We start from the raw sequence: 11,928 nt of genomic DNA on the forward strand, positions 1-11,928 counted from the left end.
GCCGCGCCCGTTCCGGCGCGGCGGACCGACCCGCCCGGGTCCGCGTCGCCGTCGTGAGAACATGGAGACGACATGTCGATGGAACAACAGCCGACCCTGCCCCCCGTGCTCCGCCCCGCGAACCCGCCCCGGCGCGAGCTGTCCGAACTCGCCTCCCGCTTCGCGCGCTCCGTGCGCGGCGACGTGGAGGGGATCGCGCTCAGCGGCATCACCCTCGCCACGGCCGATCTCCGTCCCGGAGAGGCGTTCGTCGCCATCCGCGGCGTCAACCGCCATGGCGCGGACTTCGCGAAGACCGCCGCCGAGAAGGGAGCCGTCGCCGTCATCACGGACGAGGACGGGGCCGACATCGCCGCAGACGCCGGTCTCCCGATCCTCGTCGTGGACGACCCGCGCGGGGTGCTCGGTGCGCTGAGCGCCTGGGTCTACGGCACCGGTGCCGAGGATCCGCTCCCGCACCTCTTCGCGACCACGGGCACGAACGGCAAGACGAGCGTGTCCCACCTGCTGGAGGGCATCCTCGAGCAGATGGGCGTCGTCACGGGCCTCTCCTCCACGGCGGAGCGGCACATCGCCGGCGAGGTCATCGTCTCGCGGCTCACCACCCCCGAGGCCTCCGAGATGCACGCCCTCCTCGCCCTGATGCGGGAGCGCGAGGTCGAGGCCGTCGCGGTCGAGGTCAGCGCGCAGGCCCTCTCCCGGCACCGCGTCGACGGCATCCGGTTCGACGTCGCCGGCTTCACCAACCTCAGCCACGACCACCTCGACGACTACGCCGACATGGAGGAGTACTTCGAGGCGAAGCTGCCTCTCTTCCGCCCCGACCGCGCCGTGCGCGGCGTGGTCTGCCTCGACTCCTCCTCCGGCGCCCTCGTCGTCGAGCGCGCGGAGATCCCCGTCGTCACCGTCGGGACGCCCTCCATCGCCGCCGACGCCGATCAGGCATCGCGAGCGGACTGGGTGGTCGTCATCGACGACGAGCGGACGACCGGAACGACCTTCACGATGACGGGACCGGCCGGCACGCTCACCACGACCGTCCCGGTGATCGGCCCCCACATGGCCGCGAACGCGGCGCTCGCCATCGTCATGCTGCTCGAGGGCGGCTACGCCTGGGAGCGCATCGTCGACGCGCTCCACCGCGACGGCGGCATCCGGGCCTACCTCCCCGGGCGCACACAGCTCGTCTCTGGCGCGCGCGGGCCCGCCGTCTTCGTCGATTTCGGTCACTCCCCCGATGCGTTCGAGAAGACGCTGGCCGCCGTTCGCCGGGTGACCCCCGGCAAGGTGCTCATGCTCTTCGGCGCCGATGGCGACCGTGACGCCAGCAAGCGGTTCGACATGGCCCGCACGGCGGTGGAGGGCAGCGACATCCTCGTGGTGACCGATCACCACCCGCGGTTCGAGGACCCGGCATCGATCAGGGCGACGCTCGTGGAGGGCGCACGCCGGGCCCGCCCCGACGCCGAGATCCACGAGTACTCACCCCCGGAGGCCGCGATCATCGCCGCCGTCGGACTCGTCGGCGACGGCGATGCGATCCTCTGGGCAGGCCCCGGGCACCAGGACTACCGCGACATCCGCGGCGTCCGCACGCCGTACTCGGCCCGAGAGCTCTCCCGGCGCGCGCTGAAGGCCGCCGGGTGGCCGGTCCCGGAGCCGCGCTGGCCCGTGCCGTACCCGGACGAGGACTGAGGCCGCTCGGCGTCAGGCGGCCGCGATGAGCTGATCGGCCTTCCGCCGCGCCCAGTCTTCCGCTGCCGCGAGCGATTCCACGGTCAGCGCGTCCGGCGCGTCGTGCGCGTCGACGACCCGCTGCACGGTGTCGACGATGCCGAGGAACGTCAGGCGCCCCTCGTGGAAGGCGTCCACGGCCTGCTCGTTGGCGGCGTTGTACACGGCGGGGAAGGTTCCTCCGGCCCTCCCGACCGCCTTCGCCAGCGCCACCGCGGGGAAGGCGTCGTCGTCGAGCGGTTCGAACGTCCACGACGTGGCGGAGGTCCAGTCCAGCGGTCGGCCCACGCCACCCACCCGGTGCGGCCAGTCCAGCCCGAGCGAGATCGGTAGCCGCATGTCCGGAGGCGATGCCTGGGCGATCGTCGAGCCGTCGATGAACTCGACCATCGAGTGCACGATGGACTGCGGGTGCACGACGACGTCGATGTCGTCGTACGGCACATCGAACAGCAGGTGCGCCTCGATGACCTCGAGACCCTTGTTGACGAGGGTGGCGGAGTTCGTCGTCACCGTGCGACCCATGTTCCACGTCGGATGCGCCAGCGCTTCCTGAGGGGTCACGCCCGTGAGCTCGTCACGGGAACGTCCGCGGAAGGGGCCTCCGGACGCTGTGACCACCAGCCGGCGGATCTCGTCGTGCGTCCCGGCGCGCAGAGCCTGGGCGAGCGCGGAGTGCTCGGAGTCCACGGGGACGATCTGCCCCGGTGCTGCGGCAGCGAGCACGAGGTCGCCCCCGACGATCAGCGACTCCTTGTTCGCGAGGGCGAGCGTCCGCCCCTCCTCCAGGGCGGCCAGCGTCGCCCCCAGGCCGATCGAACCAGTGATGGCATTGAGCACCACATCGGCGTCGACCTCGCGGACCAGCTGCTCCGCCTCGGCCGCGCCGAGAGCGGTGTGCTCTACCTGGAACTGCGTGGCCTGTTCGGCGACCATCGCAGCGTTCGACCCCGCAGCGAGACCGACGAGTTCGAAACGTCGGGGGTTGGCGCGGATCACATCCAGCGCCTGGGTGCCGATGGAACCGGTGGAGCCGAGGACGATGACGCGACGCATGACGCCAGCCTAGGACACTGCGCCGACCCCTCCGGGCTGCGACTACTGCTGGACCTGGACGGGAGTCGTCGCGAGGATGTCGACGACGAACACGAGGCTCTCGTCCTGGAGCTCGTGGCCCTCGCTCGCGCCGTAGCCGTCGGACGGCGGCATCACGACGAGAACCTGGGAGCCGACCTTCTGACCCTCGAGCGCCTTCTGGAACCCGGCGACGACTCCCGTCGTCTGGAACTGGGCGGGGGCCGCATCGCGGCTCCAGCTCGAGTCGAACTCTTCCCCGTCGGACCACTTCACTCCGAGGTACTGCACGACCACGAGGTCACCGGATGCGACGGTCGGGCCATCGCCCTGCTTGAGGACGGAGACCTTCGTCTCGGTCGGCGCGTCGCCATCCGGGATCGTGACGGACGGCTTGCCGTCGTCGTCGAGCTCGACCTCGGGCATCCCGGCGGTCGGCTCGACCTCCTTGCCTGATGCGACCTCAGGGAGGCGGTCCACCGCCTCGGCGTAGACGACGAGATTGCTCCCGCCTTCACCCAGCGCACTGCCGGGGATGGCGAGGACGACGCGGGAGCCGACCGGCTCGCACTCCAGCGCGGCGACGAACAGAGAAGACTGGTTGGGGTCGAGGAGGACGGGAAGCGTCCCGTCCTCGCCGCGCGCCGACGAGTCCAGCACGTCGCCGCTGGCGGCATCGACGATCTGGTACTGCACGGAGACGAGGTCGTTCGCCGCGAGGTCGTCGCCGTCGCCCTCGGAGATGACGGTCCGCTCGACGTTCGCGAACTCCGCATCGGCCGGGACGGTGACGGTGGCGTCCGCGCCTTCGCCCTCCACCTCGATGGCGTCTGAAGTGTCCCCGGCCTTGGCATTCACGAGGCACTGACTCGACCCGGAGGCGTCCGGGGAGGCGGAACCCTGCGGAGTCCCATTCCCGGAGCAGCCCGCCAGCAGCAGGGTCGCCGCGGCGACGGTGGACAGGACGAGCAGCGGACGGGTGCGCACAGGAAGACCTCACGATCGCGGGCGGGAGCTTCCATCCTGCCTCATCGCCCTTTGCCCGCGCTGGGAAGCGGCGGCGCGAGTCTGCATTCCCACGCCGGCATGAATCCGGGAGTAGCCTGCTCTGATGAGCTCTGAGCAGTCCGTGGACCCCGAAAGCCCCTCAGAGGACTCTCCGCAGCCCCGCCATGCCGGCTTCACGTACACGCTGGGCCGCAGCCTCATCGCCCCGCTCGCCCGGCTCGTCTACCGGCCGCGCATCGAAGGACGCGAGCACGTCCCCACCACCGGCCCGGTGATCTTCGCCAGCAACCATCTGTCGTTCATCGACTCCATCGCCATCCCCGTGGCGGCTCCGCGCCCCGTGCACTTCCTCGCCAAGTCGAGCTACTTCGAGGGGACCGGTGTGAAGGGCTGGGCGTCCAAGACGTTCTTCGAGGCGATCGGTGCGATCCCCGTCCGTCGCGGCGCCGGCCAGGCGGCACTGGACGCCCTCGACCTGCAGCGTCAGCTCCTCGACGAAGGGCTCGCCGCCGCCCTGTATCCCGAGGGAACCCGCTCCACCGACGGCCGTCTCTACAAGGGCCGCACGGGCGTGGCGTTCCTCGCCCTGCAGACGGGAGCCCCCGTCGTCCCGGTGGGGCTCATCGGCACCGACAAGGTCATGCCGGTCGGCGCCAAGATGCCCACGCTGTCCGAGCGGATCACCGTGCGTTTCGGGGAGCCGCTGGATCTCTCGCCGCACGGACCGGCGACGAGCGGCCGCGCGCGCCGGCTCGCGACCGACGAGATCATGGCGGCGATCCACGCGCTCTCCGGTCAGGAGCTCGCGGGCATCTACAACGAGGCCCCGGCACAGAACACGATCGAGAAGATCAAGCAGGCGCTCCCGCACGAGCGCCGCTGAGCGGCCCTTCAGCCCGCGGCCGTCACCGTGGCGTCGTGTCGGACGGGGAAGTTGACCGAATTGGCGATGAAGCACCATTCGTTCGCCTGTGCGTGCGCGCGCTCGGCCGCCTCGATCATCGAAGCCTCGGCGACGACGACCTCCGGTCGCAGCAGCACCTCGACGAACGACCCGCCCCCGGCGCCGTTCTCCCGCATCACGCCGCTCGCGGTGTCCCGGTAGGAAACGACCACCACGCCGGCCGTCACACAGGCGTGGAGGTAGGACAGCAGGTGGCACTCGGAGAGGGAGGCGAGCAGCAGGTCTTCCGGGTTCCAGCGCGACGGGTCGCCACGAAAGGGCTTGTCGGAGGAGGCGAGCAGCTCGGGCTTTCCCGCGATCTCGATCGTGACGTCGCGCCGGTAGTCCCGGTACCCGCTCGTGCCGGATCCGGTGTTACCGGTCCAGGTGGACGTGAGGGCGTAGCGGTGCTCGCCGAGGGGAAGGGACGACGTCTGCTGTGGCATGCGCCCAGTCTGCCAGGCACCGCGACACCGGAGCACCCCGACGGAGGGCAGCCGCACCCGCCGGTAGAGTTGTCGGGTGCTGGAGACTCTCACCGTTCAGGATTCCGTCGAACTCGCCGTCGTGGAGCGGAGCGGCTTCATCGAGTCGCGTCATGCCGGTGCGGCCGTCGTGCTGTCACCCGAGGGCGAGGTGGTCGCTCGGCACGGGAACGCGGATGCGCTGATCCTCCCGCGCTCCAGCCTGAAGCCGCTGCAGGCGGTCGCCTGCCTCACGGCGGGCGCCGTGCTCGAGGGCGAGCAGCTGGCGCTGTCCACCGCGAGCCACTCCGGAACCGACCGGCACGCCGAGGTCGTACGCGAGATGCTCACCACCGGCGGCCTCAACGAGGACGACCTCGCGTGCCCCCCGGCATGGCCGAGCGACTCCGCGACCCGCGACGAGATGGTGCGCGAGCACGGCCAGGAGGCGCGCGTCCGTATGAACTGCTCGGGGAAGCACGCCGCCATGCTCCGCGCCTGCATCGCGACCGGCTGGCCCACCGACGGCTACCTCGACCCCTCGCACCCGCTCCAGGCGCACATCCGCGACGTCATCGAACGGCTCACCGGCGAGAAGATGGCGCACACGGCGATCGACGGCTGCGGCGCTCCTGTGTACGCGCTCACCCTCACCGGGCTGGCCAGGGCGATCCACCGCATCGGCACGGCATCGGAGCGTTCTCCCTTCGCCCTGCACCGCGTGGCCGGGTCGTTGGTCAAGGCGGTCCGGGAGAACCCCTGGACCATCGACGGCCCCGGACGCCCGGACACGATCGCGATCGAGCGACTCGGCGTCTTCGCCAAGGGCGGCGCGGAAGGTGTCATGGTGATGGTGGCGCCGAACGGGACGACGGTCGCGCTGAAGATGCTCGACGGCGGTGCACGGGCGTCGACGATCGTGGCCGCCACGCTGCTGGCGCGTGCGGGCGGTCTCACCGACGCCGATGTCACCGCCCTGGCCGACGCGCTGCCGCTGGCCGTGCTCGGGGGTGGCGCGCCGGTCGGCGTCGTCCGCCCCGGCTCCGGGATCTGACGCCACCTCGGCGGGCCGGGACCCGATGAGAGGCGATCACGGTCGCACCAGGTCGGGAAGGATCACCCGGCGCGGCGGACGGTCTCCGATGACAGACCACGCCCGTCCCGCGTCCGGCCGCGCATAGGGCGGCAGATGACGCACGCCGATGAGCTGACGGAGCTCGCTGGGCCGCTCCGCGCGGATGAGCACCTCACCCTGCGACCGCACGTGCAGCCACAGCGCCCAGTGACGCTGCCAGGTCTCGGCGTCGGCGACGAGCACGAGGGGCTTCCCGTTCCCGGTCGCCTCCGGTCCGGCGTGCTCCACGTCCCACTCGGGATGCGCTGCGGCGAGCGTCGCGGCGACCCCGGGAGCACCCGGGGTGACCAGGGCCGTCATCTCGGTCTCCGGCGCCCAGGCGTGCCGCGCGTCCCCGGACGACTCCGCGGTGCGGCGCGGCGCGTCCTCGTCTCCCCCCCACGCGAACTGCAGCTCGCGCCCCCCGAGCACCGCACGGCCCGCCGGCCGGTCCCGCCGGAAGTCCGCGACCTCCCCGCCCGCGGCGAGATGCTCCACCCGCGTCGACATCCGGAGGAGGGCCCGCCGCGGCAGCGCGTCCATCACACGTGACAGCGGGCCCGCAGCCCGCGTCGCCGCCAGCACCCAGGTGACGGCGGGCGAGGAACGCACGAGCTGTTCCCACCGCTGGACGAACTCCTGCCCATACTCCCCGGGCAGGAGGTCATGAAGCAGGTCGAGATCGTCGGCGAGCACGACCTCGGGCAGCGCTGCACCACCACTCCCCCATGCCCCGAGCAGATCGACGGCGGCCTCGGGGTCGTCAGGGAACCACACGCTCCCCGGGTGCTGCGCGGCGATCACGCGTAGAGCGGTCGTCCTCCCGGTCCCCGGTGCACCGAGGACGACGAGACCGCGATCGCGCCCGGGGCGCAGGACCTCCAGCGGCTGGGACTGGCGCTCCGGCTCGTCGGCGCGTCCGAGCACAAGGGGTGATCCCGCCACCGAACCCTGTGGCTCACCACCGCGTTCGATCAGGAGTCCAGCGAGCGGCAGTCGCGCGGGAAGAGCCGGATGCCATGGTGGCAGGACCGCGGACGCGCCGGCCCACCGCTCGACGACCTGTCGGAGGAAGTCGTCATCCGTGAGCGCGACGCGGATCGGACGGGGTTCGTCGTCCTGCGGACGCCGTACCAGGGCGATCCCGCGGCCCTCCTGACCTCCGGGGAGTTCGGCGGCTCCGGCGGTCCCGAGCATCGCCCTGCTGTCGGCGGCCTCGGCGACGCGCAGACTGATCCGCAGCGGACAGTTCGTCGCGAGCGCGTCGCGGAAGACGCCGGCGGCGCGCTGCGTGCCGAGGATCAGGTGCATACCGAGGGCGCGCCCCCGCGCCGCGATGTCGGTGAAGACGGCGGCCAGTTCGGTGTGCTCCTGCAGCAGGGCGGCGAACTCGTCGACGACGATCACCAGCCGCGGCAGCGCGGTCTCGCGCACGTCGCGCGCGCCCGATGCGGCGAGGGCGCTCTCCCGGCGGCGCATCTCCGCGGCAAGGCTCGCGACGCCCCGCCGGGCCTCCGTCTCGTCGAGGTCCGTGAGGACTCCGACGACCTGCGGCAGCCCCCGCAGCCGGGCGAAGGCCGTTCCTCCTTTGAAATCGGCGAGGAGGAAACTCACCTGCTCCGGTCCGTGGACGGCGCAGATGGCGGTGACCCAGCTCACGAGGAGTTCGCTCTTGCTCGTCCCGGTCATCCCCGTGATGATCGCGTGCGGACCGTCCTCGACGATGTCAACCGCCACGGCGGCTCCCAGTGTCCCGCGTCCGAGCGCGACGACGAGTCCCGGACCGGGCGCAGGCTGCGGAAGCTCGTGGAGCAGCACGGCCGTTGCCGTCTCGTCGGCTTCCCTGTCCCGACCGCCGTGCCGTTCCGCGGCGGCCGCCGCCTGAGCGGACGAGAAGAACTCCACGCCGAGCCCCATCGCGCCGTCCGGGGTACGCAGCGTCGCCGCGCCGGGTTCCTCGATGTCGATCACCGTCGTGACGCCCTCCGGGACCTCTGCGCCGGTCGACATGGTCCAGATCACGGCATCGGCGTTGGGCACCGACGATCCCTCCGCGGCGACGGCGAGCTGGAATCCGCCGCGTCGGGATCTCCTTGTGTGTGGGAAGGGCGCGAGAGCACCACGGTGCTCCCCTGCGCCGACGAGGGACAGCACGCTCGGCGAGAAGCGCAGACAGAGCTGGACGACAAGGGCCCGCGCCGCAGCAGCCACCAGTGGTTCGGGACCGCGCAGGCATACTCCGCCCCCGAGCGGGACCGGCACCGGAGCGTCCTCCAGCACGGCGCACCGCCGCCGGAACTCCTGACCGCGCTCGTCGTCTCCGCCATCGCAGCGCACCACGCTCGCCCGCGAGCCGCGTCCGACGACGACGGCGGTGTCGCGGCCGGGCGGTCGCGCATCGCGCAGCGGCCGGTTCGCCACGCACGCCGCAGCATCCGGATGACGTCGCTCCTCCTCGGCTCGCTCCTCGGCGTGACGACGATGCAGCTCCGCCTCGAGCTCACTCCATGCCGCGCGGATCCGCGCCTCGTCGGCCTTGCGGGCCCGGCGGCGTCCTCGGGCGGTGTCGAGCAGAGAGGCACCCATCATCAACGGACCGAGCGCTGCGAACCACAGCGCGTGCACCGCACCGGTCATGAGCCACAGAGCCAGGCCGAACCCCGCCGGGGCGACGGCCGCGACGAGCGGCAGCGCCGTGCGGCGGGGTGGTGCGGATGCAGACGGAAGCAGCAGAGGCGAGGGGTCCATGTCCCCAGGGAACCTGATCCCCGGAAGGAGACGCCGTCCTCCACAGGGGACGGAGCGCTACTCCGCCGGCGCGCCAGATGGGGAGGAGGAGTCCTCGGGGTCGTTCACCTGCAGCACGATCAGCGTGACATTGTCGCGCCCACCGTTCTCCAGCGCCGCGGCGAGCATCGCGTCCACGCTCTCCGCCGGGTCGGCATGCGCACGGAGGAAATGCTGGATGCCGTAGTCCGTGAGTTCCTTGGTGAGGCCGTCGGAACAGATCACGAAGCGGTCCCCGGGGCGCACGTCGATCGTGACGTAGTCCGGCGCCGTCAACTCGCTCGCACCCACCGCGCGCGTGATCACGTTGCTGTAGGGGTGGCCCTCGGCCTCCTCCGGGCTCAGCTTGCCGGCCGTGATGAGCTCCTGAACGACGGAGTGATCGGTCGTGACCTGAAGGAGCCGGTCGTCGCGGAGCAGGTACACCCGGGAGTCGCCGATGTTGAGCGCCACCCAGTGCGGCTCTGCGCCCCGCTCATCCAGGTATATGCCGGTGAGCGTGGTGCCGGTGCCCTCGTCGGTGGTGTCCGGATGCTCGGCGATGTCATCCACGGCGAGAGCGAGGGCCTTCTCGATCGCGGAGGGGTTCACCTCGTCCGCATCGACCACGGCCCGCAGACGGGCGACCGTGCTCTGGCTGGCGATCTCGCCGCCGGCGTGACCGCCCATGCCATCCGCCACGATGAAGAGCGGGAACTCGGCGAGGAGCGCGTCCTGGTTCGTCTCCCTGCGGCGCCCCTGGTCGGTGACCCCGGCCCAGGACAGCAGCAACGGACGATGCGCAACCGTGACGGTGTGCGTCTTGGTCTCAGCCACGAACTGCCTCCGATGGACCTGCGGCGGATGGGGCGAGCGCAGGATACTCACACATCGTAGTGGAACTCGCTCCTCGGAGTCGCACCGGGCTCGTGGAGATCGGAGCGCGGGGCGAAGGGAGGAGGACGGCTGCCCTCCGCTGCGACGAGTCCATGCCTCCACGTTAGCGGCACACGGAGACCTGCAGGCGCCGCGGATGCGAAGAACCCCCGGTCCGGGGACCGGGGGTTCTTCGTCAGTGCGTCACGCCGGCGGCTGCGTCGGGTCGTTCGGCGCGGTCGGCGGTGCCGGCGGTGCCGTCGGAGGAGCAGCGGGCGGTGCCGGCGGCGTCGTGGGCGGAGCAGCGGGAGGCGCCGGCGGCGTGGTCGGCGGAACCGGAGGGATCGGCGCGCCCGTGGCAGGCGCGGCCGGAGCAGCCGGCGGCGCGTAGCCGGGAGCGGGCGGGGGCGTGTACGCCTGCGTGGGCGGGGCGTACCCCTGCGGCGGGGTGCCGTAGCCCTGCGGTGCCCCGTAACCCTGCGGCGCACCGTAGCCCTGCTGCGGCGCGGCCGCGGCCGGCTGGACGGGGATGCCGTCCCAGACCGTGCGGTCGCCGAGGAACCCGTTGCCCGCCCAGGACGCCGGCTGGATGTTCGGGTTCCAGCGCGACTTGTCGAAGGCGTTGATGCCGAGCCAGACGACGGCGAGGAAGACGTAGAGGACGACCCAGACGGCGTCCTTCTGGAGCTTGAGCCCGACGCGCCACGCGGCGATGACAGAGAGCACCCCGAGAGCGAGCGAGAAGAGGAAGCCGATGCCGATCCAGCTCAGCAGGGCGGCACCCGCGATGCCGTAGAGGACCAGCCACGGGCTCAGATCGCCCAGCTTGAAGAAGATCATGGTGTTGTACACCGGCACCCAGGCACGCCAGTTGCCCTGGACCCCGGCCTTCTGGAAGATCTTCATGTAGAACAGGGACACCAGGACATACCCGGCGACCGCGATCAGCAGAATGACGAAGAAGTAGGCGAAGAGCAAGCCGAGATAGCCCGCTCCGTAGTCGTCGTAACCCATGAGGCTCACATTCTCTGGTCAGGGGAGACGGCTTTCGTCCCCCACCACGAGACTCCCCGCCTCGCATTGGACATGGTAGCGGTGCGCCCAGGGGGCGGCAACGACCGCCCGGGGCGATTCGCCGGGCCCGGAGCGGGCGTCAGTCGGCGACGACCAGCTCGATCTCCCCGGTCTCCGCTCCGTCCCGGAGCACGAAGTCATGCGCCTCGGCCCAGCGGTGCAGGGCGCGAAGGGAGCCGAGGCGCGGACGATCGTCTGCCAGCGCCCGCACGAGCAACCCTTTGGACTTCTTGTTGAAGTGGTTCAGGGCTCTCCCCTGAGCCGTCACCACCCGCACGTACGCCGACGGCACCTCGTCCGGCACAGGGCCCAGGGCGGCGTAGGCCTCGCTGCGCAGATCGAGCACGAACGCGGGGGCATCCGCGCTGATCGCCGCGGCCGTCGGTCCGGCCCAGTGGCGACGGAGCGGCGCGAGCCCGGGCAACGATGTCCCGGCGGCGAGCCGATAGGTCGGAATCCGGTCCAGGGCGGCGACCGGGCCGAGCGGGGCGCTGTGGATCCACACATGGGCATCCAGCCAGCGCCGGGACGCGGCGGACAGCGATGCCGCGTCGAGCGCATCGAACAGCACGCCGGTGTACCGGTCCACCGCGGGCATCGTGGGTGCGGTCCAGAGCGCGCGGTTGTGCGCGATGTCCCCCCGCTGCCGTTCGCTGAGCTTGAGGACCCGCCGGGCTGCGTCGTCGTCGCCCGCGAGAGCGATGAGCGCGTCGATCACGGCGCTCCGTTGAGGCGCGAGGCTGGGTAGTGCCAGCGCGGACACGTCCAGCGGGCTGCCGTCGCCGCCCTCGCGCTTCGTCTCGGACGGCGGAAGCAGGATCTTCATGGGACCTCGGGAAAGAGACACGTCCGCCTCGACACCCCAGCGGGTGTCG

At 71.6% G+C, this 11,928-nt stretch carries 10 protein-coding genes; 3 read left to right on the forward strand and 7 right to left on the reverse strand.

Annotated elements, in window-relative coordinates; all coding sequences use genetic code 11:
* The first annotated feature begins 78 nt into the window (after positions 1-78).
* Positions 79-1,695 (forward strand): Mur ligase family protein, encoded by a 1,617-nt coding sequence (locus CYL12_RS05600; protein ID WP_199399218.1) that lies wholly within the window; start codon positions 79-81, stop codon positions 1,693-1,695.
* A 12-nt stretch (positions 1,696-1,707) separates the two neighbouring features.
* Here the strand turns inward: CYL12_RS05600 and dxr are convergent, their stop codons facing one another.
* Positions 1,708-2,790, reverse strand: coding sequence for a 1-deoxy-D-xylulose-5-phosphate reductoisomerase (gene dxr / locus CYL12_RS05605; RefSeq protein ID WP_101846271.1), 1,083 nt, complete (start codon positions 2,788-2,790; stop codon positions 1,708-1,710).
* A gap of 42 nt (positions 2,791-2,832) precedes the next feature.
* Positions 2,833-3,795, reverse strand: a complete 963-nt coding sequence (locus tag CYL12_RS05610) for an FKBP-type peptidyl-prolyl cis-trans isomerase (RefSeq protein ID WP_101846273.1) — start codon at positions 3,793-3,795, stop codon at positions 2,833-2,835.
* Between the two features lie 124 nt (positions 3,796-3,919).
* Between CYL12_RS05610 and CYL12_RS05615 the strand changes: the two genes are divergently transcribed.
* On the forward strand, positions 3,920-4,699 hold the full coding sequence (locus CYL12_RS05615) for a lysophospholipid acyltransferase family protein (protein WP_199399190.1): 780 nt from the start codon (positions 3,920-3,922) through the stop codon (positions 4,697-4,699).
* Between the two features lie 8 nt (positions 4,700-4,707).
* On the opposite strand, the gene CYL12_RS05620 is transcribed toward CYL12_RS05615, so the two are convergent.
* Positions 4,708-5,205, reverse strand: a complete 498-nt coding sequence (locus CYL12_RS05620; RefSeq protein WP_101846275.1) for an OsmC family protein — start codon at positions 5,203-5,205, stop codon at positions 4,708-4,710.
* Between the two features lie 76 nt (positions 5,206-5,281).
* Between CYL12_RS05620 and CYL12_RS05625 the strand changes: the two genes are divergently transcribed.
* Positions 5,282-6,277 (forward strand): asparaginase, encoded by a 996-nt coding sequence (locus CYL12_RS05625; RefSeq protein WP_101846277.1) that lies wholly within the window; start codon positions 5,282-5,284, stop codon positions 6,275-6,277.
* A 36-nt stretch (positions 6,278-6,313) separates the two neighbouring features.
* Here CYL12_RS05625 and CYL12_RS05630 read toward each other — a convergent pair whose 3' ends face one another.
* The 4 genes from CYL12_RS05630 to yaaA form a co-directional block, all read right to left on the reverse strand.
* Complete coding sequence (locus tag CYL12_RS05630; protein WP_101846280.1) at positions 6,314-9,085, reverse strand: FtsK/SpoIIIE domain-containing protein; 2,772 nt, start codon at positions 9,083-9,085, stop codon at positions 6,314-6,316.
* A gap of 57 nt (positions 9,086-9,142) precedes the next feature.
* The gene (locus tag CYL12_RS05635) at positions 9,143-9,940 is read right to left on the reverse strand and encodes a PP2C family protein-serine/threonine phosphatase (RefSeq protein WP_101846282.1); all 798 of its coding nucleotides are present in this window, start codon (positions 9,938-9,940) and stop codon (positions 9,143-9,145) included.
* 243 nt (positions 9,941-10,183) lie between these two features.
* Positions 10,184-10,993, reverse strand: a complete 810-nt coding sequence (locus tag CYL12_RS05640) for a large exoprotein (protein ID WP_199399191.1) — start codon at positions 10,991-10,993, stop codon at positions 10,184-10,186.
* A gap of 139 nt (positions 10,994-11,132) precedes the next feature.
* A complete protein-coding gene (gene yaaA, locus CYL12_RS05645; RefSeq protein WP_101846284.1) occupies positions 11,133-11,879 on the reverse strand; it encodes a YaaA family protein in 747 nt (248 codons plus the stop codon).
* Positions 11,880-11,928: the final 49 nt, after the last annotated feature.

This window comes from Zhihengliuella sp. ISTPL4 (assembly GCF_002848265.1).
GTDB lineage: Bacteria > Actinomycetota > Actinomycetes > Actinomycetales > Microbacteriaceae > Microbacterium.

Coding starts and splice junctions, on each gene's coding strand:
- CYL12_RS05620 (WP_101846275.1), bottom strand. CDS start 5,205: ATGCCACAGCAGACGTCGTCCCTTCCCCTCGGCGAGCACCGCTACGCC.
- CYL12_RS05640 (WP_199399191.1), bottom strand. CDS start 10,993: ATGGGTTACGACGACTACGGAGCGGGCTATCTCGGCTTGCTCTTCGCC.
- yaaA (WP_101846284.1), bottom strand. CDS start 11,879: ATGAAGATCCTGCTTCCGCCGTCCGAGACGAAGCGCGAGGGCGGCGAC.
- dxr (WP_101846271.1), bottom strand. CDS start 2,790: ATGCGTCGCGTCATCGTCCTCGGCTCCACCGGTTCCATCGGCACCCAG.
- CYL12_RS05600 (WP_199399218.1), top strand. CDS start 79: ATGGAACAACAGCCGACCCTGCCCCCCGTGCTCCGCCCCGCGAACCCG.
- CYL12_RS05615 (WP_199399190.1), top strand. CDS start 3,920: ATGAGCTCTGAGCAGTCCGTGGACCCCGAAAGCCCCTCAGAGGACTCT.
- CYL12_RS05630 (WP_101846280.1), bottom strand. CDS start 9,085: ATGGACCCCTCGCCTCTGCTGCTTCCGTCTGCATCCGCACCACCCCGC.